This is a genomic window from Pseudoduganella ginsengisoli (assembly GCF_009720865.1).
Lineage (GTDB): Bacteria > Pseudomonadota > Gammaproteobacteria > Burkholderiales > Burkholderiaceae_D > Rugamonas > Rugamonas ginsengisoli.
Map to the genome: position 1 here is coordinate 20,427 of NZ_WNLA01000005.1, position 26,969 is coordinate 47,395.

Sequence of the window (26,969 nt, forward strand, 5' to 3'; positions counted from 1 at the left end):
ATGCTGAGAAAGGAAGCATGGCTTTCTATGAAGATAAAAACCGTCACGGCGTTGACTGCACTGTTTTCGTTGTCAGTGCTGCTGCTGCTTGCTTTTGACCTGTTCCAGCTCCTGACCATTCACCAGGACGTGGTGAAAAGCGAAGAGGCGCGCTTTCAATCCTATAAGCTGGCCGAGCAACTGCGCCAAAGCTCGGATGATTTAACACGCATGGCGCGCACCTATGTGGTGACGGGCGATACCCAGTACGAAAAGAATTACTTTGCCATTCTCGATATCCGCAATGGCAAATTGGCGCGGCCACGCAATTATACGAATACATATTGGTGGCATGCGGCCGGCCCCGGCGGCAGCGATGGCGCCGAAGCGCTGCAAAGCCTGATGCGCAAGGCGGGATTCAGCGAGGCGGAATTCGGCATGCTGGCGGAAGCGCAGGCGCGCTCCGATGCGCTGGTGTCCATTGAAAAAGAAGCATTTGACGCCATGCGGGGACGCTTCAAGGATCCCGGGCAGGGCGGCGTGGTGGAACGCGCGCCGGACGCCGCTTATGCGCGCACATTGATGTTCAGTCCCCGCTATCACGCGGAGAAGGACCGCATCATGCAGCCGATTGACGCTTTCCTGCAATCGGTCGACCAGCGCACCAGCCAGGCCTTGCGCGCGCTCGAGGCGCGGCAGGTCGCGTATCTGCAATTGGCGCTGGCCATTGCCGCGGTGGCGGGCGTGGTGACGCTGTCCAGCTGGGGCTATTTGAACCGCAAGATACTGCGCCCGGTGCTGGATCTGCGCGACCATGTGGCCAGCATGACCAGCGGCGCCAAGGAAAAGATCGAGACCGTCAATGCTGTCGCCGAGGGCAACCTGGAACATGACATTGCCGTGCTGGCGATGCCGCCGAAGGCGTTGTCCGTGGCGGCGCCCAACGAGGTGGGGCAGTTGCTGGGCGATATAGGCAGCATGAGCGAAGTGCAGCGCTCACTGGACCTGGCGCTGCGCGCGATGACGCAGGCGCTGCGCAGCCACCGCGGGCGGGAAGCGCTGCTGGACTGGCACAAGAGCGGCATCAATGAATTGAACATGCGCATGCGCGGCGACATACGGCTGGCCGACATGGGCCCGGAACTGGTCAGCTTCCTGTGCACGTATGTGGGCGCCACGGTGGGGGCGCTGTATTTGTACGAACCGGAAGGCAAGGTATTGAACCTGATGGCGTCCCACGCACTGTCGGGCGCGCCCGGACAAATCGCGCTGGGCGACGGCGTGGCCGGCGCGGCTGCCGAACAGCGGCGCATCTTGCAGGTGACGCAGGCGCCGCCATCGTACCCGCACATCGCGTCATCGACCGGACATGCCGCGCCGGCCGCCATTCTTGCCGTGCCGCTGCTGCATGACGGGCGGCTGTTTGGCCTGGTGGAAGTGTCGGGCTTCCAGCCTTTCACGGACCAGCACCTGGACTGGCTGGCCAAGGCCGGCGAGGCGCTGGCCATTGCCATCGACGTGGCGCAAGCGCGCGAACGGGTCAATGAATTGCTGATGCAAACGCAGGCGCAGACGGAAGAATTGCGCGTGCAGCAGGAAGAATTGCAGCAATCGAATGAAGAACTGGAAGAGCGCGCGCTGTTGCTGGAGCAGCAGCGGGAAATCATCCGCAAGCGCAGCCAGGAAACCGAGGCCGCCAGCCGTGAACTGGCGCGCAAGGCGCAAGAGCTGGAGCGTGTCAGCGCCTATAAGTCCGAGTTCCTTGCGAATATGTCGCACGAACTGCGCACGCCGCTCAACAGCATGCTGATACTTTCCAGCCTGCTGCAGCAAAACAAGGGCGGGCACCTCGATGACAGGCAAGTTGAATACGCAGCCACCATCCATGGCGCGGGCAAGGATTTGCTGAATTTGATTAACGATATCCTGGATTTGTCGAAGATCGAAGCAGGCCAAATGGCCATGCATATCGAAGAAGTGGACGTCGGCGCGCTGCTGCAACAGTTGCAGGCGCTGTTTGCTCCCGTGGCCGAACAAAAACACTTGCTGCTGAACGTCGGGCAATTGCCGGGCACGCCGGAACGCATCCGCAGCGACGAACACCGGCTGCTGCAAATCTTGCGCAACTTGCTGGGCAATGCGTTTAAATTCACCAGCGCGGGCGAAGTGTCGCTGACATTGGCGTTGTGCGCGGACAGTCCGCTGGGCGAACCGGCGCTGGCCTTTACGGTGCGCGACAGCGGGATCGGCATTGCACCGGACAAGCATGACATGGTGTTCCACGCATTCCAGCAGGCCGATGGCTCGACTGCCCGCAAATATGGCGGTTCCGGCCTCGGGTTGTCGATTTCGCGCCAGCTGGCGCAGCGTCTGGGCGGTGACATCACGCTGGCCAGTGAGCTGGGCAAAGGCAGTACGTTTACCGTGTACTTGCCGCTGCAGGCTTGCGATGCTTCCCGGCCTGCAGTGGCAGCGGAAGCGGCGCCGGCATTGGCCAAGCCGCAGGCAATGGCGCCGTCTCCGGCGCAAGAGCCGGTCCGCGAGCCGGCATCGGCGGGAATAGCGGCGCTGGACGTGCCGGGCGCCATCCCCGATGACCGCGCGCTGAGCGCGGAGGGCCGCCGCGCCATCCTGATTATCGAAGATGATCCTGCGTTTGCCCGCATCTTGCGCGACAAGGTGCGTGAGCATGGATTTCTGGCGCTGGTTGCCACTGATGGCGAAGCGGGGCTGGCGCTGGCCGAGCGGCGCGCACCGCATGCCATCATCCTCGACGTCATGCTGCCCCATATGGATGGCTGGGGCGTGATGCGCCGCATTAAGGAAAATGACGCCACGCGCGGCATTCCGGTCCACTTCATTACCTGTGTCGATGAGCGGCAGCGGGCGCTGGATATGGGCGCGGTCGGCTTTGCCAGCAAGCCAGTCAGCGCGGAACAGCTGGAACAGATTATCGATGCGATCGACACGTCATCCATGACGCCGGGCAGCAAGCGATTGCTGGTGGCGGGACAGCCCGGGCAGGCTGCGGCCATGGCGGCATTGCTGGCGCGCGACCAGCTGGAAATCGTCCAGGCGCACAGCGGCGCTGACGCGTTGGCGCAATGGGAGCAGGGCACGTTTGATTGCATGGTGCTGAACCTGGGCTTGTCCGGCATGGCAGCGCCGGCGTTGCTGGAGCGCTTGCGGCGGCCCGGCGCAGTGGGCCGGGTGCCCGTCATTATTCATTCCGACCAGCCATTGGCGCACGAAGACATGCGGCAGCTGGAACGCTTTACGGAACACATCATCGTCAAAGGCGCCAAGAGCCAGGAACGGTTGCTGGGCGAAGTCAGCCTGTTCCTGCATCACGTGGAAAACGCGCTGCCGCAACAGCAGTATGCAGCGCGGCGCGAGATGGCCAAGGAAGCGATTTTCGCGGGCCGCACGGTGCTGCTGGTGGATGACGATATCCGCAACGTGTTTTCACTGTCGTCGGCGCTGGACACCAAGGATATGCGGGTGGTGCACGCCGCCAATGGCCGCGAAGCGCTGGAGCAGCTGGCGGCTTGTCCGGAAATCGATGTGGTGCTGATGGACGTGATGATGCCGGAAATGGATGGCCTGGAAGCCATGCGCCGCATCCGCATGGTGCCCGAATGGCGCCGACTGCCCATTATTGCGCTGACGGCCAAGGCCATGCTCAATGACCGCCAGCAATGCCTCGATGCAGGGGCCAGCGATTACATTGCGAAGCCGATCGACATCGATAAACTGTTTTCGCTGATGCGCGTGTGGCTGTACGGGGATGCAAACAAACCGTGACTGGCGTAGCATACCTGGCAACCGTCATCCCAACTTACGGAGACCAGCATGCAACTGAAAAATTCCAGCTTGTTGCGCCAGCAAGCGTATGTCAACGGGGCCTGGGTCGGCGCGGACAGCGGCGGCACGCACCCCGTTACGAACCCCGCGACCGGCGAACAGATCGGCGTGATCCCCAACCTGGGCGCTGCTGAAACGCGGCGCGCGATTGAAGCAGCCAATGCCGCATGGCCGGCGTGGCGCAAAAAGACCGCCAAAGAGCGCTCGGCCATCTTGCGCAAATGGTCGGATTTAATGCTGGCCAATGCGGAAGACCTGGCGCTGCTGATGACGACGGAACAGGGCAAGCCGCTGGCGGAATCGCGCGGCGAAGTCGCGTATGCGGCGTCGTTTTTTGAATGGTTTGCGGAAGAAGCCAAGCGCATTGCCGGCGATACACTGGCGTCGCCGTGGCCGGACAAGCGGCTGATCGTCACCAAGGAACCGGTCGGCGTGTGTGCGGCGATTACGCCGTGGAATTTCCCGCTGGCGATGATTACCCGCAAGGCGGCGCCGGCGCTGGCGGCAGGCTGCCCTATCGTGCTGAAGCCGGCCGAAGCTACGCCGTTTTCTGCGCTGGCGCTGGCGGTCCTGGCGGAACAGGCCGGGGTGCCGCCTGGCGTGTTTTCTGTTGTCACGGGTTCGCCGCGCGAAATCGGCGCGGAAATGACGTCCAATCCCATTGTGCGCAAGCTGAGCTTTACCGGTTCCACCGGCGTGGGACGCCTGCTGATGGAACAGTGCGCGCCCACGATTAAAAAACTGTCGCTGGAACTGGGCGGCAATGCGCCGTTCATTGTGTTCGACGATGCCGACCTCGATGCGGCGGTAGAAGGCGCGATTGCATCGAAGTACCGCAACTCCGGCCAGACGTGCGTGTGCGCGAACCGCATTTACGTGCAGGATGGCGTGTATGACGCATTTGCCGAGAAATTCGTGGCAGCCGTGGGCAAGCTGAAGGTGGGCAATGGCGCCGATGCGGGCGTCACGCAAGGGCCGCTGATCGATGATAAAGCCGTGCAAAAGGTGGAAGAACATGTGGCCGATGCGCTGGCCAAGGGCGGCCGCCTGCTGATGGGCGGCAAGCGCCATGCGCTGGGCCATGGTTTCTTTGAACCGACCGTGATTGCCGACGTGACGCCCGCTATGCGGGTGGCGGGCGAAGAAACGTTTGGGCCACTGGCGCCGCTGTTCCGCTTCCAGACGGATGACGAAGCCATTGCGCTGGCCAACAGCACGGAATTCGGATTGGCCGCGTATTTCTATTCGCGCGACGTCGGCCGTATCTGGCGCGTGGCGGAAGGTTTGGAATCGGGCATGGTCGGCGTCAACACAGGCTTGATTTCCAATGAAATTGCACCGTTTGGCGGCGTCAAGCAGTCGGGCCTGGGACGTGAAGGATCGAAGTACGGGCTCGACGAGTATCTGGAAATCAAATACATCTGCCTGGCCGGTATTTAGTGCATTAATGCCCCGTCAGGCGGTCCGCCATGCGCTTGATGGCGGCCATCTGGCGGCCTTGGCGGCGCGCATACGCCGGGTCGTCATAGCTGAACCAGTCCCAGCAGGCTTTCGGATTGGCCAGCGGATAAATCGCGGCGGTTTGCGGATACAGCACCAGCAGGCGGTTGCTGTCGGCCCACGCGTTATAGCCGGCATGGCGGATGAATTGGTCGCCTACCTGTTCCGCATTTTGCAGGCAGCCGTGAAAGGCAATGTGCAGCCGGCAACCCTGGCCCTGGCTGGCTTCGCAATCGCGCGGCACATACAGGTAGCCGCGCAGCGCCATGCCATGCGCGGTGGGGTCGGGCAAGAATTCCGACTGGTCGAACGCGACCATCCTTCCCGTGGCAGGGGCCGTGCTGCGGGGGAGCAGGCCGGGATAAATCCACTGCAATAGCGCGCCGGCGGCATCGAAGCCGCAATTGCTGATGTAGGGAGTATCCAGTTCGCCGCATGCGTTGCCGTAGTTATCGGTCGGCATCGCATGCTGCGCGTGAATATCGTTGCGGTAAGCGATGAATGGCGTATAGCGGCTGTACCATGCGCGCAAATCGTCCACGATGGGCGTCGGCACGACGGTATCGCCAGTACCGGAAAACAGCCAGATGCGGTGGCGGGCCAGATTGGCCAGCGGCGCGATGGCTCCTTGTTGTTCATACTCCGCGGCAATGGCGGCCAGCGCGGGCGGGTTCGTGCCGCCCCGCTTGATATGGCACGGCAGCCAGCCGGTGCAGCTGCAAACTGCCGTGGCCGTGTCCAGCCTGCCCTGGGCGCAGTCATAGGGGCCGCCGGCAATGATGCCGGCGCCCGTCACCAAATCGGAATACGCGACGTCAAATTGCACGGCCATATAAGCCCCTGACGACAAGCCGGACACGGAAACGCCGCTGGCTTGCATGGGGGCCAGGCGTGCAGGCTTCACCTGCGGCGGCTTGACCCATGGCGGCCACCACCATGGCCGGGCCTGTTCCTGGCTGGCCCCCGCTTCCACCTGTGCAGCGGCATGGGCGGGCAGCCGCACATAGGCGGCAATGGCCATCAAGATGATCAGCATCAGTATGGGCAAGGTTCGGCGCGGCATGGCAAGGCTCCTTGAAATAGGGAACTTCCCATTTTGCGCGGGTAAGGCAGATACCTTTTGTGCTGCCTCAAGCGCATGTTTGCTTTTTACGCTTGTCGGAGATGTGGATGGCGCACGGTTTGGCTTAGAATCGTTTTTTTACCTGCGCACACCATCATGTCCAAGAAAATCGCTTTCGCCCTTGTTTCCGCCCTGGTCCTGTCTGCCCAGGCGCCTGTCCATGCGCAACAGGCTGGCGTTGCGGCAACGGCTGCGCCCGCTGCCTGCCCAGCCATCCTCAAGCAATCGTTCAACCGTTTGCAAGACGACGCGCCACAAAACCTGTGCCAATACGCCGGCAAGGTGATCCTTGTCGTCAATACGGCCAGCTATTGCGGCTTCACCAAGCAATACGAGGGACTGGAAGCGCTGTACGCCAAATATGGCGCCAAAGGGCTCGTGGTGCTGGGTTTCCCGTCGAATGACTTCGGCAAGCAGGAACCCGGCTCATCCAAGGAAATCGCGGACTTTTGCTACAACACGTATGGCGTGAAATTCCCCATGTTTGCAAAATCCGTCGTGTCCGGTTCGGCGCCCAATGCGCTGTATGCGGACTTGATCAAAGCCACCGGCAAGGCGCCGGCGTGGAACTTCCACAAATACTTGATCGACCGCAACGGGAAGGTCGTGGACAGCTTCCCGAGCAAGGTGACGCCGGAAGATAAGCAGCTGGTGGGGGCGGTGGAGAAGGCGTTGGGCGGATAAGTCCGCCCCGGGATTTATGTGGCTGCCGCCACTTCCGATTTCTCCAGCGTAAATCCCTCATCCACCCACCCGGTGATGCCGCCCGGCATGACTTTGACGGGCAGCCCCAGCTTGGCCAGCCGCACGGCGGCGCGGGCTGCGCCGTTGCAGTGGGGGCCGGCGCAGTAGACCACGAACAGCGTGCCCTGTGGATAAGCCGCCATTTTTGAACCAATGATTTTGCGGTGCGCCAGGTCGATTGCGCCCGGCACGTGGCCGGCTGCGTATTTTTCCGTGCCGCGCACGTCCAGCAATACGAAATCCTGCTGGCCGCTGCTGATCGCGTGGTGTACGTCCCAGCAATCCGTTTCAAACGTGAATGATGCTTCAAAGTGGGCCAAAGCGTCTGCGCTGGAAGCTGCCGGGATTTCAGTAACGAAGGACATGCGGTTCTCCTGGTGGGTTGCGATGGAGTCATTATCAAGCCCGCTCATCACGCTGAGCAGTGGCGCAAATGCCAAACTCCGTTAAGATTAGGCCATGGAAAAACATCTTGTTGTCGCCCTCGCTTACGACCGCCTGTGCACGTTTGAATTTGGTTGCGTGGTGGAATTGTTCGCACTGGACCGGCCGGAACTGGGCGTACCCTGGTATGACTTTGAAGTGGTGGCAGTGGAACCGGGGCCGATCCGCGCAGCCGGTGGCATCACGGTGCAGGCGCCATATGCACCGGCCCTGCTGGCGCGGGCGGACACCATCGTCATCCCTGGCTGGCGCGATGCCGATGAAGCGCCGCCGCCGGCATTGGTGGACGCCATCCGGGCCGCCCATGCGCGTGGCGCGCGGCTGTGCTCGATTTGTTCCGGCGTCTTTGTGCTGGCGGCGGCAGGTGTATTGGATGGCAAGAAAGCGACGACGCACTGGCGCTATACGGACCGGCTGGCCAAACGCCACCCGAAAATCATCGTGCAGCCGGATGACCTGTATGTCGATGAGGGACAGGTGATTACGTCGGCAGGTTCCGCAGCCGGGATCGATATGCTGCTGCACGTGGTACGGCGCGATTACGGCGCCCGCATCGGCAACCTGGTGGCGCAGCGGCTGGTCGTGGCGCCGCACCGCGAGGGCGGGCAGGCGCAGTTTTTACCGCGTCCGATGGCGCATGATGAACAGGGCAGGCTGTCGCGCCTGATGGAGTGGCTGCGCAGCAATCCTTCGCTGCCGCATACGGTCAACAGCATGGCGCAACGCGCGGCCATGAGCCCCCGCACGTTGCAGCGGCAATTCCAGGAAGCGACCGGCATGGGCGCGATGGAATGGCTGATCCATGAGCGGGTGGCGCTGGCCAAGGATTTATTGGAAACCGCGGATATTCCATTGGTACAAGTGGCGGAACGGGCAGGTTTTGGTTCCGAAGAATCGCTGCGCCACCACTTCCGCCGCCTCGCTGCCACCAGCCCCGGCGCTTACCGCCGCCAGTTTGCCGGCGCGGTTTAAACACTGCTTGTGTCTGCAATCAAACGCGCCTACTCTTGCAAGTCCACCAACCTGTCACATGGAGGTTGCCATGCCGTACGTCGATGGATTTGTATTGCCCGTTCCGAAAGCCAATGTTGAGGAATACAAGAAGATGGCCAACCTGTGCGCCGATGTGTGGCGCGAACATGGGGCGCTGGAATACCGCGAGTGCATTGCCGATGATGTGAAGCCGGGCCAGCACACGTCATTCCCGCAAGCCGTGAAGCTGGAAGACAATGAGACGGTGATTTTTGCGTGGATTGTTTATGAATCCCGCGCCAAACGCGATGAAGTCAACGAAAAAGTCATGAAAGACCCCAGGCTGGCTGAAATGATGGATCCCAAGAAATTGCCGTTCGATGGCAAGCGCATGTTCTGGGGTGGCTTCGACATGATCATTCAGAAATAACGCTACGCTTTCAAAGGCAGGGTCAGCAGGAATCGCGTGCCGTCACCGGGCGCACTGCTGACCTGGATTTGCCCATTCAAGACTGTGGTGGCAATGTTGTAGCACACGTATAAGCCGAGGCCGCTGCCGCCTGCCCCCATCTTGGTCGTGAAAAACGGGTCAAAGATGCGCTGCAAGTTGGCTTCCGGAATGCCGATGCCGTCATCGGCCACCGTCAATTCCAGCTGGCCCGATTCCGCTATGTCCGCCTGAATGTGGATGCTGCCATGGCTGCGCCCTTCAAACCCGTGCAGCACGGCGTTGTTGATCAGGTTGGTAATGATTTGCCCCAGCGGGCCAGGGAAACTGTCCAGCTCGATCGACCGGTCGATAGCGTGCTGCACTTTGAACGGCGTGTTTTTCAACGTGGGCGACAGCAGCAGCACGGTTTCCGTTACCACGTCGGCCAGCACAAATTTACGGCGCTGTGCACTGGTGCGGTCGACGGCGACTTGCTTGAAGCTGTTGATGAAGCTGCCCGCCCGTTCGAGGTTGCGCTGCAAGATGTCGCCCACTTCATTCGCTTCCCGTAAATACTTTTCCAGCGCGGAACGCGTCAGCCCTTTGCCTTCCTGCAAATCCCGCGTCATGCCACGGCTCAAGTCCGTCAGCGTGCTGGCGATCAGCAAACCATTGCCGATTGGCGTATTCAATTCATGCGCAATGCCCGCCACCATGGCGCCCAGTGCAGCCAGCGTTTCACTGCGTACTAGTTCCGCCTGCGCCAGGTTCAATTGCGCCACGGTTTTTTGCAATTCCCGCGTCGTGTGGTGCAAGTTCAAATGCGTCGTCAGCCGCATCAACACTTCTTCCACCTGGAATGGCTTGGTGATGTAATCCACGCCGCCCGCCTGGAAGCCCGCCATCTTGCTGCGCGTTTCACTGAGCGCGGTCATGAAAATCACGGGAATGTCGCGCGTCAGCGGATCATCCTTCAGGCGGCGGCACGTGGCCAGGCCATCCATGACGGGCATCATGACATCCAGCAAAATCAAGTCAGGGCGCAAGAACACTGCCCGCATCAAGCCTTCTTCGCCATCTTGCGCCACCACCACGCATAAGTCGTGCTGTTCCAGGTAATCAACCAGCACACCCAGGTTGGCGGGCGTGTCATCGATGATCAGCACGGTCTTTTGTGCGGCCGTCACGATGGCAGCCCCAGGTGCTGTTGCGCCAGCGCCAGGATGGCGCGCGACTGGTAGCCATCGGCCAATGCCTGCAGCCGTGCCGCGAAAGGCCGGTAGCGGTCGTCGCGTGCCGCCAGTTCCGTGGCAAAGCGGTGAATGCTGCGCATATTGCCCGTCATGGCCAGCGCATACAGCTGTTCGATATCGGCCGGCGGCGGCGCCAGCATCGGGGTATCGGTGGGCACATCAACAGGCGCCGGGGCCATCCCGGTGATCCACCGCAGCCGCAGGCAAGCGCCAATGTGCTGCAGCAGCGCCGGCTGGTCGATCGGTTTGGGCAGGAAGACATTGGCGCCTGCATCCAGGCTGGCCGCTTCGCCTGCCTGTGAAATGCTGGCGGACACGGCAATGATGGGTAAATGGCGCAACATGGGGTCGGCCCGCATGATACGCATCAACTCCAGCCCGTCGATGCCGGGCATGGCAATGTCGGTAATGACGAGGTCCGGCAAATCGCGCTGCATGGAATCCAGTCCGGTCTGGCCATCAACTGCTTCCCACGTGACAAAGCCCAGTCCTTCCAGCAAATCCGCCAGCATGGCCCGGTTGCCATCCTGGTCATCGATGACGAGCACGCTGCGGCGCGTGCCTTCATAACCTGTCACCACGGGCGCCGTACGCGTTGCCGCTGCCGACGATGCCAGCGGCAGCACCAGTTCGAACCAAAACCGGCTGCCTTCATCCGGCAAGCTTTGCACGTCGATATGGCCGCCCATCAGCGCCACGATTTGTGCACTGATGGCCAGTCCCAGTCCCGTGCCGCTGGCGCGCCGTCCCGCATCGCCCGCCTGTTCGAATGGCTGGAAGATGCGCGTCAATTCTTCTTCCGTCATGCCGACGCCGCTGTCATGCACCGTGAAGCGCAGCCGCACCTGGTCCGGCACGGTATGCGGACGTTGCTGCACGCGCAAGCTGACCTGGCCCGATGGCGTAAATTTGATGGCGTTGCCCAGCAAGTTCAGCAACACTTGGCGCAACCGTTTTTCATCGCACAGTACGGCAGCCGGCAAGCCCGGCTCCAGCATGCAGACAAAGCGCAGCAGCTTTTCTTCCGCCTTCACGCGGACGATATCGCCGATGCCGTCAATAAAGGCGGCCAGCACCATGGGTTGCGGTTCCAGCGTGAATTTCGCCGCTTCAATACGGGATAAATCCAGCACGTCGTTAATCAGCGACAGCAAATGCGTGCCGCTGCGTTCAATGGTCGTGATGCCGCGCTGCTGGCGTTCGGACAAGCCGCCATCGCGGTCGAGAATTTGCGCATAGCCGAGAATGGCATTGAGCGGCGTGCGCAATTCATGGCTCATGTTGGCGAGGAACTGGCTTTTTGCATGGGTTGCGCTTTCCGCTTCGGCCCGCGCTGCCTGCACTTCCGCATTCAGGCGCTGCAATTGTTCATTTTGCTGGCGCAATTCTTCCGTGCGCGCTTCCACCTGGTTTTCCAGGAAGCGGTTGGCGGCTGCCAGCAATGTGTGCATTTCTTTATCGGCATGGCGGCCCAGGTGCGCGTGCAGGCGCGTGGCCGTGCGCAATTGCTGCGCTTCCGCCAGCGCCCGTGACAACGACGTTAACGGACGCGACAGCGTGTAATAAAACACGATCGTGGCGGCCAGCGCCAATCCCGTGTTTTTCAGCAAGTCGAACAGTACCGTCAATCCCGCACGGGCCAGTACACCGGCTGCCAGCACGCTGGCGTCAACTTGTACGGTGACGCGGCCTACCGGTTCTTTCAAATTGGGCGTGTACAACGGCAGCGTGAATTCCCGTTCACCCTGCGTCAGCCAGTCGGCCAGCCACGCCATGCGGTCTGGCGCACGGGGACGGGAGCGCTGCGCCAGCACGACGCCTGTTTCCGTGGAAATCACAGCGGTGTGGAACGGCTGGTACATCAGCAGGCTATCGACCACGCCTTCGGCCAGATACGGGCTGACACTAAAGGCTGCCTGGCTGGCGGGGCGGCTCAGGCTGTTCAACACTTGCTCGATGGTGCCGCGCACATTTTGCCGCTCGTTATGCAAATCGATGGCAATTTGTACCGTTGAAAACAGCGCACTGAGCACCAGGGCCACGGCCAGCACCCGGGCAGCCTGGCGGACATGCAGGCGGTTCAGATAAGCAGTTGTGGCATGCAGCCTGTTCATCAGGGTTTGACGGCAAAGGTGTGGCGGCGCATGGCGTCCGCCAGTTTGCGGGCATCGTCATCGAGCCACGCTGCATAATGCGCAGCCAGCGCTTCGCGTACACCGGGTTTGGCCAGCACCGCATTGAGTTTGCGGATCACTGCCTGGCCCTGTTCGCTGTTGGCGCATGCCACGTGGTTGACGACCACATCGGCTTGTTCATCGAGCGGATAAAAAGCCAGCGCCTTGACGTCGTCCACCGTGCGCCCGCCCAGGTAATAGGGTACCTCGAAAGGCTGGCCCAGCATGCCGTCGATGCGTTTGGCGATCACCATTTGCGTCAGGTTGCGCGATGCGTCGGGGATGCTCAGTGTGAACAGTTGGGATTTGTCGCGGTATGGCTTCAGCACGGCGTCAACGGGACCGCCATAGCTGCGGGCGGAATCAATACCGACATTGAATTTGCCATCGGCAAGTAGCTTGTCCAGGACGAGTTTTCCTTTGGCATTCATATAGGGCGCGACGCGGGCGGTATCGCCCCGGCGCACGAACATGCCCGCAGGCAAAGCCGCCAGCGTTGGCGTGGAAAACGTCATGAATTGTTCCCGTTCCGCGTTGCGGATCAGGCCGGGATTGCAGGCTTGCGGATCGGATTTCAACATCATGGCGACGCGCTGGATCGGCACGATGACGACTTTGTGCTTGTACTCCGGCAATGCGGGGATCAATTGCTGCTGCAGCGACAGTTCGATAAAACCGGCCCCCTTGTGCGGACCGTCGGCAATCACCAGCGGCGCCAGGTCATACAGGTACCACGTGATTTCCTGCGCAGCCAAGGCAGGCGCAGTGCACCCGATCCAGCCGGCGCACAGGGCTGCTGCCTTCCATCGTGCTGGCGTGTTCATGGCGGCCTCCCCGCTGTGATGAGCGGATTATTGATGGCAGATTACTCTTGCATTGTATGCCATTGCCGCTGCGCAAAGGTGGTAACAAAGCCGCATTGCTTGCGGGGAAGAAGTCAGGCGGCGATCGTGGCTGGAAGCGCGCCGCGCAGCGCATTGCATAGGACAATCTCGTCGGCTTGATCCAGCATGGCGCGGGTGACGACAGCTTCTTCCGCATTCCAGGCGGGATCATCCAGTAGCACGCTGCGCATGATGCCGGGCAACAAGCCGCAGGCCAGCGGCGGCGTCAGCCAGCGGCCCTGGATGTGCACGAACACATTGCTGCGGCCGCCTTCCGTCAATTCGCCCCGTTCGTTGAAAAACAGCATGTCGAACGCGCCTTGTGCTTCCGCAGCGCGCCACGCAGCGTCATAGCGGGCCCGTACGCTGCTTTTATGGCGCAGGAAGACATCGTCCGCGCGGGTGGTATCGGACGCCAGTAAAACGCGCACAGGGGCGGCCAACGGCGCCAGGACACCGTGCTGGACGGACAAGGCGCCGTCGGTGGCCGGGGCAGGCGCCGCACGGGCGGATGCGTTGCCGGAACTGAGCGATGCCGCATGGCCTGCGCGCAGGGCCAGCCGCAAGCGCATCGGCGTTGCCGGTGCGAACGTGGCGCAAGTTTGCGCGGCCAGCGCGCGCGCCGCCGCTTCATCCCATGGATAGCCGAAATAGCGGGCCGACGCCGCCAGCCGCGCCAGGTGGCGGTCCAAGTGGCGCACGCCGTCTTCGCGCGTGGCATACATGGTTTCAAACAGTTCATGTTCGCTGGCAAGGCCCGTCAGGAAGCGCGCCTTCAGCTTGCATTCGGCATATTCATCAGCCGGATCGCTGTCGTACACGATGCCGGCGCCCACGCCCAGTTCACCGCGGCGTACCCCGTGCGCGGGCGGCTGCAGCGACAACGTGCGGATCGGCACGGACATGCAGAATGGGCCTATGGTTTCCCCTGCCGGCGCAGGCTCAAACCAGCCGATGGCGCCCGTGTACAGGCCGCGCGGCGCCGGCTCCAGCTCCGCAATGATTTCCATCGTGCGGCGCTTGGGCGCGCCCGTGATGGAACCACACGGATACAGTGCGTCAAAGATATCGGCCAGCGTGGCTTGCGGTTTCAATTGCGCCTGCACGGTGGACGTCATTTGCAGCACGCTGCTGTAGCGGCGCACGTCGAACAAAGCAGGGACCTTGACGGTGCCGGTTTGCGCAATGCGGCCGATATCGTTGCGCAGCAAGTCCACGATCATCAGGTTTTCCGCGCGGTTCTTCGTGTCTTGCGCCAGGGCGGCTGCACGGCGCGCATTTTCTTCGTCATCGGCCGCGGCGGGCGCCGTGCCTTTCATGGGCCGCGCCGTCAATTCGCCATCGGCAAAGCGGACAAACAATTCCGGCGACAGCGACAATACCGCCGTGCCGTCATCGGGCGCAATCAGTGCGCCATATGGCACGGGCTGGCGGGCGCGCAGGCGCTGGTACAGCGCAAAGATGGAACCATATGCATCGAAGCGCAAACGGTACGTGTAATTGACCTGGTATGTATCGCCTGCCGCGATGTAGTTGCGGATGCGCGCTATGGCTTCCGTGAATTGCGCTTCATCGACGTTGGCTTCAATCGCGGCAATGCCGGACGGCTCGCTGCCTGCCCGCGCGGCCAGCCATGCCGCCACTTCCGCTTGCGCCAGCAGTTCGCAGCATTCAAAAACCAATACGCGCGCCGTGGGGGCATCCGCATCGGCGGCCGGATGGGAAGGCATGCCGAGGATGTGCGCGCCCAGTTCATACGCGCACAGCGTGACGGCATGGCGGCCTTGCGCCAAATGCTTTTCCATCTCAGCCAGTACTGCGCGCCATGCCGTCACGCCACCGTGGCCATCGCAGCGCAGCGTCGCCACATGCCCCGTGTACAGGCGGGAACGGGCTTGCGCCAATCCGTCCGGGCTGGCGTCGTCCAGCAGTGCGAATACTTCGTGGTTCATAAATTAAAGCAGCAGGGCGATATGCAGCGCCGTATCGTGCGACGGATCGAGTTTGAAGCCGCTCTTCGCATAGCGGTGCCAGCGGCCGATCACATAGGCCAGCAAGACCGCGGCGCGGGCGCTGATGTCGTCTTCGTGGCCATAGCCTTCCGTGGTGGCCAGGCGCAGCGCCTGGCGCAATGCCAGCTCGATACGTTCGTGCAGCTGGTTCATGCGCTGTTGCAGGCGCTCGTCTTCACCCACCAGCGCATCGCCCGTCAGCACGCGGGTCATGCCGGGATTACTGGCAGAAAATTGCAGCAGCATGCTGATGATGTCGCGCACTTGCGCCACGCCGCTGGCCTGCTTTTCCATGATCTGGTTGATCACGCCAAACACGCTCGCTTCAATGAAATCAATCAACCCTTCGAACATTTGCGCCTTGCTGGCGAAATGGCGGTACAGCGCTGCTTCAGAAAATTCCAGCTTGCGCGCCAGCGCTGCCGTGGTGATTTTCTCGCCTTTGGGTTGTTCCAGCATTTCTGCCAAAGCGACGAGGATTTGCTGCCTGCGCTGGCCGGGCGGTGTGCTTGCCATGATAGGAAATTAAAATGATCAAAGAATTATGAACGCAGCCGTGCCAGCTGCGCGGGCAAGTGCCGCACAGATTTTACTTTGACATCGACCCAGCGTGGACGGAAAAAGCGCTTAGGCACATGCGCCATGCCGATCGGATCCGCCACTTTCAGGTATTGCGTGACCCATGCCGTGCGCATGCCCAGGCTCCGCGCGGCGCGCAAATTGGCCAGCGTGTCTTCCACCAGGATGCAGCGCGCCGGCGCCGCTTTTTGCTTTTTCATCACGCTGCGCAGCATCAGGCGCGATGGTTTCGGACGCAAATGGCGGTGGATGCGCATGTGCTCAATCGCGATGTGGTGTGAAAACTCGCGGTGGATACCGAGGATGCGCAGCACGTCGCGCGAATAGCGGTGCGGCGCGTTGGTCAGCAACACTTTGCGGCCGGGCAGGGCGCGCAGCAGTTGTCCCAAGCCCTTTTCCGCCCGCACCATGGAATCGAGTTCCGGGAAGTCATGCGTGACTTTCAGGAAGTGGGCGGAATCCACGCCATGGTGCTTGACGAGGCCCAGCATGGTGGCGCCATAGCGCCGCCAGTACAAGGTGCGCGCTGCATTGACGGCATCCGCGCCGGCCGGTGCGCCATCATCGCCCAGGACGCGGGCAATGTAGGTATTCATGTTGGCCGTGATGGCTGGAAAAATCGCGTGCGACGCATTGTGCAGCGTATTGTCCAGATCAAACAGCCAGACCGGGGAGGAACGGGGTATATTCACGGCAGAAGAGGGGAAATCATGCAACGCCAGATTATAGTTTTATTTTGCAGCCTGTTCCTGTGGTTCGGCGTACCGTTCAACGGCCCACTGCAGGCGGCCGAACCATCGGCCGCTATCCCCAACCGCGGCGCATTGTTCAAGCTGGAACACGGCGGCCATACTGCTTATTTGTTCGGCACCATCCACGTGGGGGCGGCGGATTTTTATCCGTTGGAGCCGCGCGTGACGGCCGCGCTGCAGCAGGCGTCCGTGCTGGCGCTGGAAATCGACCCGCTGGGCGACCAGGCCGCCATTACCCGCGCCGTGCGCGACCACGGCATGGCCCGCAATGGCCGCGGCGCCGTATCGGAAGAGTTATCCCCCGCCTACCGTCCCCGCTTGCAGCAATTGTTGCGCCGCTATGCGATTGCGCCGGAAACCGTGGCGCCCATGCAGCCCTGGATGGTGGCCAGCCTGCTGACCATCAGTGAATTCGTTGCGCAGGGCTATGAGCCGGCGCTGGCAGTCGATGCGTGGCTGTCGCGCCAGGCCAGGGAGCGCCGGTTGCGTGTGGTGGAGCTGGAATCCGTGGCGGGGCAAATGATGCTGTTTAACCGCATGAGCAACGCGGAACAGGCGCGCTTCCTGGAAGAAGGCATTGCCGCCATTGAAGATGAAGAACAGGCCAGGCAGGCGCGCGACATCGTCCATGCGTGGCGCCACGCGGACCAGGCCGGGCTCAATGAAATCGCGCGCAAGGCGGAAGAAGACGACACGTTTTCCGGCAAATTCGTACAGCGCGTGTTGCTGGACCAGCGCAATCCCGGGCTGGCATCCGGTATTGCCAGCCTGCTGGCGCGCGAACGGCACAGTTTTGCCGCAATTGGCGTGCTGCATCTGGTCGGCAAAGGCAACGTGCCGGAATTACTGCGCAAACGCGGTATCGCCGTGGAACGGATTTACTAAAAACGAGGGAAATTATTAGAGAAACTGCGGGGGGCGGAGAGTGGTGCCCTTGACGTGGATTGAACACGTGGCCTCTCCCTTACCAAGGGAGTGCTCTACCACTGAGCTACAAGGGCATTCATTCTGGCGGCTGTGGTACAACGAACGCCGCCAAAAAATTAGTGAGACCGGATCATAGTGCCAAAAGCCTGTTCCGTCAAGACTTCCAGCAACAAAGAATGCTCGATGCGGCCATCGATGATGTGCACGGTGTTGACGCCGGACTTGGCAGCGTCCAGTGCGGACGAGATTTTTGGCAGCATGCCGCCGGAAATCGTGCCGTCAGCGAACATTTCATCGATTTCACGGGCCGACAAGTCGGTCACCAGCTTGCCATTCTTGTCTTGCACGCCGGCGATGTTGGTCATCATGATCAGCTTTTCAGCTTTCAGGATTTCCGCGATCTTGCCAGCCACGACGTCGGCATTGATGTTGTAAGCCTGGCCATCCTGGCCGAAACCAATCGGCGAAATGATTGGAATGAAGGCGTCGTCCTGCAGCGCTTTCACGACAGCCGGGTTGATGGCGTCGATTTCGCCGACAAAACCAATGTCCAGGAACTGGCCCGGGTTGTCGCGGTCTGGCATCGCCATCTTGCGGGCGCGGATCAAGCCGCCGTCTTTACCGGTCAGGCCCACTGCCTGGCCGCCGTAATGGTTGATCAGCATAACGATGTCTTGCTGCACTTCGCCGCCCAGCACCCACTCCACCACTTCCATGGTTTCTTCGTCGGTGATCCGCATGCCTTGCACGAACGTGCCCTGCTTGCCGATTTTCTTCAGCGCGTTATCGATTTGCGGACCGCCGCCGTGCACCACCACCGGATTCATGCCGACCAGTTTCAGCAGGATGACGTCGCGTGCGAAACCGTGTTTCAGGCGCTCATCGGTCATTGCATTGCCACCGTATTTGATGACGATGGTCTTGCCATGGAAGTTGCGGATATATGGCAGCGCTTCAGCCAGGATCTGTGCCTTGATTTGCGGGGACACCGCGGTCAGGTCGCTGGCAGGCACTTCCAGGTTCAGATTCGAGAGAGACGTCATGGCAATTCCGGTAAAAGTATTTTGTGCAGGTGCGTTTGAGCGCGATTTTACAGCCAACTGCGGATTATAGGGCTTTTTGCTGATTGTCAATTCCGATGGCTTCAGCTAGGCTGGCTGACTATGACCGCCCCTGACCACCTGCACCGCCAACTCGAAGCCATGCGGCCCCAGCTTGTCCGCTTCGCATTGTTGCAACTTAGAAACGAATCACTGGCGGAAGATGCCGTGCAAGATGCCCTGATCGCTGTACTGGAGCAGCCTGACCGCTTCCAGGGACAGTCGTCGCTGCGCACCTACGTGACGGGCATCCTGAAATTCAAAATCATCGACTGCCTGCGCGCCGCCACCCGCGAGCGCCCCATTGAATATGGCGAAGACCAGAGCGAAGATGATGTCATTGATGCATTGTTCCTGGCCGACGGCCACACGGTCGACATGCCGCGCCAGTGGGGCAATCCAGACCAGACACTGGAACAAAAAGACTTCTTTCGTGTGCTGGAAATTTGCCTGGAAAAGCTGCCCGCCAAGGCTGCCCGCATTTTCATGATGCGCGAATGGCTGGAACTGGAAACCGAAGAAATCTGTAAGGAATTGGCGATTTCTTCGTCTAATGCATGGGTGCTGCTGTACCGGGCGCGCTTGCGGCTGCGCGAATGCCTGGACTTGAACTGGTTCGGCGCTCACACTGTAAAAGGCTGACCATGGATAAACTCAAGCCCACCTGCCGCGAAGTGCACCGTCTGGTGTCCGAGGGAATGGACCGCGACCTGACCCTGGTCGAGCGCGCCCGCATGCGCCTGCACTTGATGGTATGCGGCGCCTGCACCCGCTTCAATGTGCAAATGGACACACTGCGCCGCGCCATGCGCAACTTCCCGCTGGGCGGCGATGACGGAGACAAGCGATGAGCATTTGCAAACGCTGCGGCGCGGAATTCCATTGCGCGATGGCCGATGGCAATGACGGCAGCCCGTGCTGGTGCACGGCCATGCCGCCTGCCTTCCCTGTGCCATCTGGCGACACGGACGTCACGTGCTGGTGCCCCGCATGCCTGAAACTGCATATCGAGCAGCGGCAAGCGCAGCGCGCCGATACCGCAGGCGATTCCAAGTAATGAACCTGGCCGCTGTATGCGGCAAACATTGAAAGACCCATCATGCGCTTCCAGGACATCCGCATCAGTGTCCGCATTACCGTCGGCTATGCCACCCTGATCTTGCTGATGCTGGGTGTGATCCTGGTCGGCGTGTCCCGCATTTACTCGATCCGCGCTGAAACGGACCACATCCTCAGCATGGACTGGGCCGCCGCTGCAGCCGCCAACAATATCGACACGCAGTCGCGCGAAGCAGCCACCCGTATTGCTACCTTGATCATCCAGAAAAAGCTGGAGCAACGGATCGAAAGCTATGCGCGCATCGATGCCATCAAGCTCAATATCGACCGCGAACTGGAGCGGCTGGGCGAGCTTGATGCGACGCCGGACGCCATGCGGCTGATCGAGAAAATCAAGAAAGCGCGCGCCGAATACTATGACTCGTTCATCGCCGTGGCGGACATGGTGGAAGCGGAAGACCGCGATGCGGCCGAAGAGCGCATGATCCACCTGGCAATGCCGGCGCTGAACCGCTTGCTGGGTGCGATCCATGAACTGAACCAGCTGCAGCAAAACCAGGTGATGGCCAGCGCCGCCAATGCCCGTGCCGATATCAATTCATCGCTGATGGCCATGACCCTGTTCGGCCTGGCCGCCATCATGGTGGCCGTGGGTTTTGCGTATTCGGCCCGTTCCATCACGCGTCCGCTGGATAAAGCCATTGCCATTGCCACCCGCGTGGCGCAGGGCGACTTGAGCATGGAGATCGAAGCCACGTCGAAAGACGAAACGGGCGAATTGCTGCGCGCACTGAAGCACATGACGGTCAGCCTGGCGGCGGAACAGCAGCTGCGCCATGCGGTGGAAGTGGCGGAAGACGCGACCAAGGCGAAGTCGGACTTTTTGGCCAACATGAGCCATGAAATCCGCACGCCGATGAATGGCATCATCGGCATGACGCACCTGGCGCTGCAGACGGACTTGACCCCGAAACAGCGCAATTACCTGGAAAAAGTCGAATCGGCTGCGCGCCACCTGCTGGGCATCATCAATGACATCCTGGACTTTTCCAAGATTGAAGCGGGCAAGATGAATTTCGAGCGCATCGATTTCTTCCTGGAAGACGTGATGGCGCAAATTGCCGATTTGTCCGTCATGCGGGCGCAAGATAAAGGGCTGGAACTGCTGTTCGATATCGGTCCTGACGTGCCGACGGCGCTGGTGGGCGATCCGCTGCGTTTTGGCCAGGTATTGATCAACCTGACCAACAATGCCATCAAGTTCACGGAAAAGGGCGAGATCGTCGTTACCATCCGCCTGCTGGAAAAGCTGGAAGATGGCGTGCGTTTGCGCGTCGACGTGCGCGACACGGGCGTGGGCTTGACGCCGGCCCAGCAAAGCAAATTGTTCCAGGCTTTTACGCAAGCCGATACGTCCACCACGCGCCACCACGGCGGCACGGGCCTGGGCCTGACCATCAGCAAGCGGCTGGTGGAAATGATGGATGGCGAAATCGGGCTGGAAAGCGAAGCGGGCGTGGGCAGCACGTTCTGGTTCACGGCGAAATTCGGCCTGGCGGCCGTGCCCCAGGTGGAAATCAAGCCGGATGCCGACATTTCCAGCGTGCGCGTGCTGGTGGTGGACGATAACGCGACGGCCCGCGAAATCTTCCTCGGCATGCTGCAGTCCATGAAATTCGATGCTGCCGCCGCTGAAAACGGCGAAAAGGCGCTGCACATGGTGGCGCAGGCGCGTGCGGAAGACAAGCCGTTCGGGCTGGCGCTGGTGGACTGGCAAATGCCGGGCATGAGCGGCATCGACGTGGTGCAGGCGTTGCGCGCACAGGCTGAACAAACCGCATCTGAACCGCCGCGCGCCATCATGGTGACAGCGTACAACCGCGACGTGCTGATGGATGAGGCGCGCGACATCCCGCTCGATGGTCTGCTGAGCAAACCGGTCAGCGCTTCGACCTTGCTCGATGCCGTGTCGTCCGTGTACGGCAAAGGCTTTTCAGAATGCCGCCGTATCCGCCGGGCGCAAGATTACCAGTCTGCGGCGGCATCCGTGCGCGGCGCATGGCTGCTGCTGGTGGAAGACAATGAAATCAACCAGGAAGTCGCGCAGCAAATCCTGGGCGATGCCGGTATCCGCGTGGATGTGGCCAGCAATGGCGCCATGGCGCTGGCGAAAATCGGCGTCAATGATTACGACGGCGTACTGATGGATTGCCAGATGCCGGTCATGGATGGCTATGACGCCACCCGCAAGCTGCGCGAAAATCCCCGTTATGCGGACTTGCCCGTGATCGCCATGACCGCCAACGCCATGGTGGGCGACAAGGAAAAATGCCTGGATGCGGGCATGAATGACTTCATCGCCAAGCCGATCGACGTGGCGCAACTGTTTGCCACGCTGGCGCGCTGGGTCAAGGTAAAGAATCCGCAGCAAGTGGTGGCGGAAGCGCCGCCGCAGGAAGATACGCTGCCAATGATCCCGGGCTTGAAAATGGACGCGGCATTGCAGCGCGTGGGCGGCAACGTGAAATTGATGCGCAAGCTGCTGGCCCGTTTCGCGGAAACGCAGATCGGCGTCATGCAGCGCATCCACGACGCGATTGAAAACAATGACCTGGAAACCGCCACGCGCGAAGCGCATACGGTCAAGGGCCTGGCAGGCAATATCGGCGCATCCGGCGTCGTCGACAGCGCGGCAAAGCTGGAACAAATGCTGGCGCAAGGTGTGATGGAAGGCCGCGATGACGCGCTGGCGGCGCTGACGCTGGAATTGCAGGAAGTGCTGGGCGTGATCATGCTGGCGCTCGACGCGCGCCGTATGGGCGCCACGCAGGCGCCGTCGGCCGCACCGGCAGCCAGCGCCGACCCGGAAGCACTGGCAACGGCCATGCGCGATATGGCCGCGCTGCTGGCGCAGGACGATGCGGCGGCGGCGCGCCTGGCGGAAAGCCTGGAAGCGCAATTGCAGGCGGCCGGGCAGGGCGAGCATGGCCGCCAACTCAGGCGCCAGATTGCGCAGTATGATTTCGAAGGCGCGCTGGCGCAATTGCAGGAAGCGGCGGGCGCGTTGCAAGTCACCTTATAATTTCAGCCATCATGACAGCTACGCAAGCCAAACCAACCATCCTCGTGGTGGACGACACGCCGGACAATATCGACCTGCTGTGCGCCATCCTGGAAGAAGATTACCGCACCAAGATCGCCGTCAATGGCGAGCGGGCACTGAAGATCGCCAATGGCGACAGCAAGCCGGACTTGATCCTGCTCGACATCATGATGCCGGGCATGAGCGGTTATGACGTGTGCAAACAGTTGAAATCCAACCCTGCGACGCGCGATATCCCCGTGATTTTCGTGACGGCCATGAGTGAAATCACGGACGAGCAAATGGGCTTGTCGCTGGGCGCGGCCGACTACATCACGAAACCGGTATCTGCACCGATCGTGCTGGCGCGGATCAAGACGCAGCTGGCCATGAAGCGCGTGCACGATTTCCTGCGCGACCAGAACACGTTCCTGGAGTCGGAAGTCAAACGCCGTACGGCCGAGGTGGCGGCATTGCAGGACGTGGCGATCCACACGATGGCGTCGCTGGCGGAAACGCGCGACAACGAGACGGGCAACCATATCCGCCGCACGTCGTGGTACGTGAAAGCGCTGGCTGAGCGCTTGCGCCATCATCCGCGCTTTTCGCACTTCCTCGATGACGCCACGATTGAATTGCTGTTCAAGTCGGCGCCGCTGCACGATATCGGCAAGGTGGGGATTCCGGACCGTATTTTGCTCAAGCCAGGCCGTTTCGAACCGCATGAAATGGAAATCATGAAGACCCATACCACCTTGGGACGCGACGCGATTATCGCGGCCGAGCGGGAACTGGGGATCGAAGTGGATTTCCTCCGCTTTGCCAAGGAAATCGCGTACGGCCACCAGGAAAAATGGGATGGCAGCGGTTATCCGGAAGGGCTGGCGGGTGATGCGATCCCGATTTCCGCACGCCTGATGGCGCTGGCCGACGTGTATGACGCGTTGATCAGCCGCCGCGTGTACAAGGACGGCATGTCGCATGAGCAGGCGGTGGCCATCATCACGGAAGGACGGGGCACGCACTTCGATCCGGATATTACGGACGCCTTCCTCGACATCCAGAGGCAATTCGTGGAAATCGCGCTGCGCTATGCGGATACGGACCACGACATGGACAAGAAGCGGGAACGTATCGAGTTGTTCACGAAGGATGCCTGATGCAGCCGTACTGGGTTGATTTGCTGGGTTATTGCGCCGCGTTTTGCACGACCATCGCGTTCGTGCCGCAAGTCGTGCTGGTGTGGCGCCGCCGCAGCGGGGAAGGGGTGTCGACGCTGATGTACATCGTGCTGACGGTCGGCATCGCGCTGTGGTTCATCTATGGCGTGATGCTGCAATCGTGGCCGGTCATCATTGCCAATGGCATCACGCTGCTGCTGGCGCTGGCCGTGCTGGCAATGAAATGGATGTTCCGGGGACGGGCGCCGCGTACGGTACAAACGCCGGCGCCATCCCGCAAGACGGGTTAATCCCGGCACGTTTTAAAGAAGCGCAGCATTTCCCGGCTGGCGTCGGGACCGCGGGCATCCGTGTAGCTGCCTTCTTCACTGCCGCCGCTCCATGCATGGCCTGCCCCATGCACCACCCAGTGCTCCCCCAGCGGCTTGCCATTGCTGCGACGGTGCGTGATGCGGGTGTAGCGGTAGCCATCCGGCACGCTGCCCGTGTCGGTGGCGGCGTTGTGCAGCACGCCGTGGCCGTGCAGTTTCTGGATCAGCACCTGCTCGCCATTGCGCGGGTGGACGGTGTTGTCCTGGTCCCCGTGAAACACGATGATGGGCAAGCCGCCTCCTTTGATGGGTTGCGCCTGCATGCCCCGTTTCATGGCGGACAATGCGGAAGGCAAGTCTTGTGCGGCGGCGAACGGCATGCCGGAATGCACGCCGACGGCGCAAAAGATATCCGGATACAGGGCGCCGACTATGGCTGCCATGGCGCCGCCCGCCGATAGTCCCGCCACATACACCTGGCTGCGCTCGATGCTGTAGCGGGCCATGACCTGGTCCGCGATACCGGCAATGATGGAGGGTTCGCCCTGGCCCCGTTGCTGGTCCAGCGCGTTGAACCAGTTCCAGCAGCGGTGCGGGTTGGCGTCTTGCGACTGGGCCGGATACACGACAAAACAGCGCGCTTCCTCGGCCAGTGCATTCATGCGTGTACCGGCGGCAAAATCGTCAGGGTCTTGCGTGCAGCCATGCAGCATCACCACCAATGGAAGCGGCTGGCCACGGTAACCACCCGGCACATACAGCTTGTAGCTGCGGGTACCCGCGTGGTTGGTGAATTCCCCGTGCAGGAAATGGCCTGGTTGCGGCGGCGGCCCTGGAAACAATGTTGATAGGAACTGGCGCGTGGCATCGTGGAATTGCGTGCGCAGCTGGTCGAACAAATCGTGGTCGAGTTTCATGGCTACCTCCATCGGTCGCGCTGCGCCGGATCACTAGGGATAGCGCAGCGTATGGGTGGATGTCTCCGGAACGCTCTGCGTGGCGTTGACGCCATCTGCCCGGCCAGTTGTCTGGCCGGTTACGGCACCAGTATAAAAGCTAAGCAGCCGGGTTTGTGTATGTTGGCGCACACACGGGGGTATTCGCGCCGGATGCTAAGTAAGTACCAAGAAATTATTGTGAAGTTATGACGAACAGAACCGGATGCGCTGCAAGGCGCCCGGTGCGACGCAGTGCGAGCACTGCTAGCAGCGGGCAACGCGGCAGAGCGCCGGTTATGGAAGTCAGAACTCACAAGAATTTATGCGTACTTACTTAGGCAGCGACAGTGTGGAAAAAACGCAGCATTTCGCGGCTGGCATCGGGACCGCTTGCATCGGTATAGCTGCCATCCGTGCTGCCGCCGGACCAGGCATGCCCGGCGCCATGGATGACCCAGTGTTCGCCCAGCGGCGTGCCGTCGGGATGGTGGTGCGTGGTGCGGGTAAAGTTGCGCCCCTGCGGCACGCTGCCCTGGTCGCGCTGGGCGCGGGCGCCGGCATGGCGGTGCAACTGTTGCGACATGACTTGCTCGCCGTTGCGCGGGTGGACGGTGTGGTCACGATCGCCATGGAATACGATGATGGGTCGGCTGTTGCCGGCAATGGCCGCATCTTTGGCGGGCGCGCCCTGTTTCATGGCTTGCAGCGCGGACGGCAAATCCCTGGCCGACGCGTACGGCAGGCCGGAATGCACGCCCACCGCAGCGAAGATGTCGGGATACAGCGTGCCTGCAATGACGGCCATGGCGCCGCCGGCCGACATGCCGGCCACATACACTTGCCGTGGCGCCACAGCATATTGCGCGGCCACCTGTTGCGCGATACCGGCGATGATGGCGGGCTCGCCCTGGCCCCGTTGCTGGTCCAGCGCATTGAACCAGTTCCAGCAGCGTTGCTGGTTGGCTTGCCGGGACTGGGCCGGATAGACCACCAGCAACCCTTGTTCCTCGGCCAATGCGTTCATGCGGGTGCCGGCAGCAAAATCGTCCGGATCCTGGGTGCAGCCATGCAGCATGACCAGCAGCGGCATGGGCTGGCCATGGTAGTTCGCTGGCACGTACAGCTTGTAGTCGCGGGTGCCGGTGGCGCCGCGGTACACGCCGGCGACGAATTGCGCGCCGGGTGGCAATGGCGCAGGCGTACGGACCTTGCGCTGGCCCGGCAAGTCCAGGCCGGGCAGGTCGGATAGTCCGGAGAGGTCGGGCAGGTCGGGCATCGCGGCCGTGCCATCGGACTGCAAGGCGCCCAGTTTTGCCAGCAAGCCATCGACCAGGGCCTTGGCGCCGGGCGCCATGTGTACGGATGCGCGCTGCGGCGCCTGGGTTGCGGCTGCCGGGCTTTCTGGTTCATCGTGCACGTCGCCAGCCAGCGTGTGGATGTGCAGGGTATCGGCCGGGTTGGCCGGGGGGCGGCTCGTGCGGGAGGCGGCCGGTGCGGGATTCAAGTCGCGCATGGCGGGTTGTTGCTGTGCGGGGGCAGGCTGGCCGCCCAGCGCTTGCTGGATGGCGGCGGTGGCAGCCACGGGCCCGTTGGCCATCAATTGCCGGGTGGCGTCGTGTAACTGGTTCAATAGTGCCTGGTTCATTTTCAACATGGATTGC

Annotated in this window: 23 protein-coding genes and 1 tRNA gene; 12 read left to right on the top strand and 12 right to left on the bottom strand. The window is 61.5% G+C overall.

Annotated elements, in window-relative coordinates; genetic code table 11:
- The first annotated feature begins 27 nt into the window (after positions 1–27).
- Positions 28–3,783 (top strand): response regulator, encoded by a 3,756-nt coding sequence (locus tag GM668_RS10205; RefSeq protein WP_170305581.1) that lies wholly within the window; start codon positions 28–30, stop codon positions 3,781–3,783.
- A gap of 48 nt (positions 3,784–3,831) precedes the next feature.
- Positions 3,832–5,283: an NADP-dependent succinate-semialdehyde dehydrogenase gene (gene gabD / locus GM668_RS10210; RefSeq protein WP_155438854.1), complete on the top strand. Its 1,452-nt coding sequence runs from the start codon at positions 3,832–3,834 to the stop codon at positions 5,281–5,283.
- A gap of 4 nt (positions 5,284–5,287) precedes the next feature.
- On the opposite strand, the gene GM668_RS10215 is transcribed toward gabD, so the two are convergent.
- Positions 5,288–6,406: an extracellular catalytic domain type 2 short-chain-length polyhydroxyalkanoate depolymerase gene (locus GM668_RS10215; RefSeq protein ID WP_155438855.1), complete on the bottom strand. Its 1,119-nt coding sequence runs from the start codon at positions 6,404–6,406 to the stop codon at positions 5,288–5,290.
- A 156-nt stretch (positions 6,407–6,562) separates the two neighbouring features.
- Here GM668_RS10215 and GM668_RS10220 point away from each other — a divergent pair, with 156 nt between their 5' ends.
- The gene (locus GM668_RS10220; RefSeq protein WP_155438856.1) at positions 6,563–7,150 is read left to right on the top strand and encodes a glutathione peroxidase; all 588 of its coding nucleotides are present in this window, start codon (positions 6,563–6,565) and stop codon (positions 7,148–7,150) included.
- A gap of 14 nt (positions 7,151–7,164) precedes the next feature.
- Here the strand turns inward: GM668_RS10220 and GM668_RS10225 are convergent, their stop codons facing one another.
- Positions 7,165–7,575 carry a rhodanese-like domain-containing protein gene (locus GM668_RS10225; RefSeq protein WP_155438857.1) on the bottom strand — a complete coding sequence of 137 codons (411 nt, stop codon included), beginning with the start codon at positions 7,573–7,575 and terminating at the stop codon, positions 7,165–7,167.
- 94 nt (positions 7,576–7,669) lie between these two features.
- Here GM668_RS10225 and ftrA point away from each other — a divergent pair, with 94 nt between their 5' ends.
- Together ftrA and GM668_RS10235 are read left to right on the top strand one after the other, a co-directional pair.
- Positions 7,670–8,626 (top strand): transcriptional regulator FtrA, encoded by a 957-nt coding sequence (ftrA, locus tag GM668_RS10230; RefSeq protein WP_155438858.1) that lies wholly within the window; start codon positions 7,670–7,672, stop codon positions 8,624–8,626.
- 70 nt (positions 8,627–8,696) lie between these two features.
- Positions 8,697–9,056 carry a DUF1428 domain-containing protein gene (locus GM668_RS10235; RefSeq protein ID WP_155438859.1) on the top strand — a complete coding sequence of 120 codons (360 nt, stop codon included), beginning with the start codon at positions 8,697–8,699 and terminating at the stop codon, positions 9,054–9,056.
- 2 nt (positions 9,057–9,058) lie between these two features.
- Here the strand turns inward: GM668_RS10235 and GM668_RS10240 are convergent, their stop codons facing one another.
- The 6 genes from GM668_RS10240 to GM668_RS10265 all read right to left on the bottom strand — a co-directional run bounded on the left by GM668_RS10240 (position 9,059) and on the right by GM668_RS10265 (position 16,650).
- Positions 9,059–10,243 (bottom strand): hybrid sensor histidine kinase/response regulator, encoded by a 1,185-nt coding sequence (locus GM668_RS10240; RefSeq protein WP_170305582.1) that lies wholly within the window; start codon positions 10,241–10,243, stop codon positions 9,059–9,061.
- Entirely contained in the window at positions 10,240–12,423 is a 2,184-nt protein-coding gene (locus GM668_RS10245) for an ATP-binding protein (RefSeq protein WP_155438860.1), read from the bottom strand. Before GM668_RS10245 ends, GM668_RS10240 begins: the two co-directional genes overlap by 4 nt.
- The gene (locus tag GM668_RS10250; RefSeq protein WP_155438861.1) at positions 12,423–13,307 is read right to left on the bottom strand and encodes a TIGR02285 family protein; all 885 of its coding nucleotides are present in this window, start codon (positions 13,305–13,307) and stop codon (positions 12,423–12,425) included. The genes GM668_RS10245 and GM668_RS10250 overlap by 1 nt, the downstream gene beginning before the upstream one ends.
- Positions 13,308–13,420: 113 nt before the next feature.
- Positions 13,421–15,319 carry an aminodeoxychorismate synthase component I gene (gene pabB / locus GM668_RS10255; RefSeq protein WP_155438862.1) on the bottom strand — a complete coding sequence of 633 codons (1,899 nt, stop codon included), beginning with the start codon at positions 15,317–15,319 and terminating at the stop codon, positions 13,421–13,423.
- 3 nt (positions 15,320–15,322) lie between these two features.
- Positions 15,323–15,895, bottom strand: coding sequence for a nucleoid occlusion factor SlmA (gene slmA, locus GM668_RS10260; protein ID WP_155438863.1), 573 nt, complete (start codon positions 15,893–15,895; stop codon positions 15,323–15,325).
- Between the two features lie 26 nt (positions 15,896–15,921).
- Complete coding sequence (locus GM668_RS10265; RefSeq protein ID WP_170305583.1) at positions 15,922–16,650, bottom strand: HAD-IA family hydrolase; 729 nt, start codon at positions 16,648–16,650, stop codon at positions 15,922–15,924.
- Positions 16,651–16,668: 18 nt separating this feature from the next.
- Between GM668_RS10265 and GM668_RS10270 the strand changes: the two genes are divergently transcribed.
- Positions 16,669–17,595, top strand: a complete 927-nt coding sequence (locus GM668_RS10270) for a TraB/GumN family protein (protein ID WP_155438864.1) — start codon at positions 16,669–16,671, stop codon at positions 17,593–17,595.
- A 41-nt stretch (positions 17,596–17,636) separates the two neighbouring features.
- Here the strand turns inward: GM668_RS10270 and GM668_RS10275 are convergent.
- Positions 17,637–17,711: transfer RNA gene (locus GM668_RS10275), tRNA-Thr, on the bottom strand.
- A 42-nt stretch (positions 17,712–17,753) separates the two neighbouring features.
- Complete coding sequence (gene argB / locus GM668_RS10280) at positions 17,754–18,680, bottom strand: acetylglutamate kinase (protein ID WP_155438865.1); 927 nt, start codon at positions 18,678–18,680, stop codon at positions 17,754–17,756.
- A 120-nt stretch (positions 18,681–18,800) separates the two neighbouring features.
- Between argB and GM668_RS10285 the strand changes: the two genes are divergently transcribed.
- Genes GM668_RS10285 through GM668_RS10310 form a run of 6 tightly spaced genes read left to right on the top strand, consistent with a single transcriptional unit; the run spans position 18,801 to position 24,349 of the window.
- The gene (locus tag GM668_RS10285) at positions 18,801–19,379 is read left to right on the top strand and encodes a sigma-70 family RNA polymerase sigma factor (protein ID WP_155438866.1); all 579 of its coding nucleotides are present in this window, start codon (positions 18,801–18,803) and stop codon (positions 19,377–19,379) included.
- A gap of 2 nt (positions 19,380–19,381) precedes the next feature.
- The gene (locus GM668_RS10290; protein WP_155438867.1) at positions 19,382–19,588 is read left to right on the top strand and encodes a zf-HC2 domain-containing protein; all 207 of its coding nucleotides are present in this window, start codon (positions 19,382–19,384) and stop codon (positions 19,586–19,588) included.
- On the top strand, positions 19,585–19,794 hold the full coding sequence (locus GM668_RS10295; RefSeq protein WP_155438868.1) for a cysteine-rich CWC family protein: 210 nt from the start codon (positions 19,585–19,587) through the stop codon (positions 19,792–19,794). Before GM668_RS10290 ends, GM668_RS10295 begins: the two co-directional genes overlap by 4 nt.
- A 42-nt stretch (positions 19,795–19,836) precedes the next feature.
- A complete protein-coding gene (locus GM668_RS10300) occupies positions 19,837–22,878 on the top strand; it encodes a hybrid sensor histidine kinase/response regulator (RefSeq protein ID WP_155438869.1) in 3,042 nt (1,013 codons plus the stop codon).
- A gap of 11 nt (positions 22,879–22,889) precedes the next feature.
- Entirely contained in the window at positions 22,890–24,038 is a 1,149-nt protein-coding gene (locus tag GM668_RS10305) for a response regulator (protein WP_155438870.1), read from the top strand.
- Positions 24,038–24,349: a SemiSWEET family sugar transporter gene (locus tag GM668_RS10310; RefSeq protein ID WP_155438871.1), complete on the top strand. Its 312-nt coding sequence runs from the start codon at positions 24,038–24,040 to the stop codon at positions 24,347–24,349. Before GM668_RS10305 ends, GM668_RS10310 begins: the two co-directional genes overlap by 1 nt.
- Here GM668_RS10310 and GM668_RS10315 read toward each other — a convergent pair.
- A complete protein-coding gene (locus GM668_RS10315) occupies positions 24,346–25,287 on the bottom strand; it encodes an extracellular catalytic domain type 1 short-chain-length polyhydroxyalkanoate depolymerase (RefSeq protein ID WP_308506821.1) in 942 nt (313 codons plus the stop codon). The two genes, GM668_RS10310 and GM668_RS10315, sit on opposite strands and share 4 nt — an antisense overlap.
- A gap of 355 nt (positions 25,288–25,642) precedes the next feature.
- The gene (locus GM668_RS10320; RefSeq protein WP_229499154.1) at positions 25,643–26,962 is read right to left on the bottom strand and encodes an extracellular catalytic domain type 1 short-chain-length polyhydroxyalkanoate depolymerase; all 1,320 of its coding nucleotides are present in this window, start codon (positions 26,960–26,962) and stop codon (positions 25,643–25,645) included.
- Positions 26,963–26,969: the final 7 nt, after the last annotated feature.

Coding starts and splice junctions, on each gene's coding strand:
- gabD (WP_155438854.1), top strand. CDS start 3,832: ATGCAACTGAAAAATTCCAGCTTGTTGCGCCAGCAAGCGTATGTCAAC.
- GM668_RS10305 (WP_155438870.1), top strand. CDS start 22,890: ATGACAGCTACGCAAGCCAAACCAACCATCCTCGTGGTGGACGACACG.
- GM668_RS10220 (WP_155438856.1), top strand. CDS start 6,563: ATGTCCAAGAAAATCGCTTTCGCCCTTGTTTCCGCCCTGGTCCTGTCT.
- GM668_RS10295 (WP_155438868.1), top strand. CDS start 19,585: ATGAGCATTTGCAAACGCTGCGGCGCGGAATTCCATTGCGCGATGGCC.
- GM668_RS10250 (WP_155438861.1), bottom strand. CDS start 13,307: ATGAACACGCCAGCACGATGGAAGGCAGCAGCCCTGTGCGCCGGCTGG.
- GM668_RS10215 (WP_155438855.1), bottom strand. CDS start 6,406: ATGCCGCGCCGAACCTTGCCCATACTGATGCTGATCATCTTGATGGCC.
- GM668_RS10285 (WP_155438866.1), top strand. CDS start 18,801: ATGACCGCCCCTGACCACCTGCACCGCCAACTCGAAGCCATGCGGCCC.
- slmA (WP_155438863.1), bottom strand. CDS start 15,895: ATGGCAAGCACACCGCCCGGCCAGCGCAGGCAGCAAATCCTCGTCGCT.
- GM668_RS10235 (WP_155438859.1), top strand. CDS start 8,697: ATGCCGTACGTCGATGGATTTGTATTGCCCGTTCCGAAAGCCAATGTT.
- argB (WP_155438865.1), bottom strand. CDS start 18,680: ATGACGTCTCTCTCGAATCTGAACCTGGAAGTGCCTGCCAGCGACCTG.
- GM668_RS10315 (WP_308506821.1), bottom strand. CDS start 25,287: ATGAAACTCGACCACGATTTGTTCGACCAGCTGCGCACGCAATTCCAC.
- ftrA (WP_155438858.1), top strand. CDS start 7,670: ATGGAAAAACATCTTGTTGTCGCCCTCGCTTACGACCGCCTGTGCACG.
- GM668_RS10270 (WP_155438864.1), top strand. CDS start 16,669: ATGCAACGCCAGATTATAGTTTTATTTTGCAGCCTGTTCCTGTGGTTC.
- GM668_RS10300 (WP_155438869.1), top strand. CDS start 19,837: ATGCGCTTCCAGGACATCCGCATCAGTGTCCGCATTACCGTCGGCTAT.
- GM668_RS10205 (WP_170305581.1), top strand. CDS start 28: ATGAAGATAAAAACCGTCACGGCGTTGACTGCACTGTTTTCGTTGTCA.
- GM668_RS10320 (WP_229499154.1), bottom strand. CDS start 26,962: ATGTTGAAAATGAACCAGGCACTATTGAACCAGTTACACGACGCCACC.
- GM668_RS10310 (WP_155438871.1), top strand. CDS start 24,038: ATGCAGCCGTACTGGGTTGATTTGCTGGGTTATTGCGCCGCGTTTTGC.
- GM668_RS10290 (WP_155438867.1), top strand. CDS start 19,382: ATGGATAAACTCAAGCCCACCTGCCGCGAAGTGCACCGTCTGGTGTCC.
- GM668_RS10245 (WP_155438860.1), bottom strand. CDS start 12,423: ATGAACAGGCTGCATGCCACAACTGCTTATCTGAACCGCCTGCATGTC.
- GM668_RS10225 (WP_155438857.1), bottom strand. CDS start 7,575: ATGTCCTTCGTTACTGAAATCCCGGCAGCTTCCAGCGCAGACGCTTTG.
- pabB (WP_155438862.1), bottom strand. CDS start 15,319: ATGAACCACGAAGTATTCGCACTGCTGGACGACGCCAGCCCGGACGGA.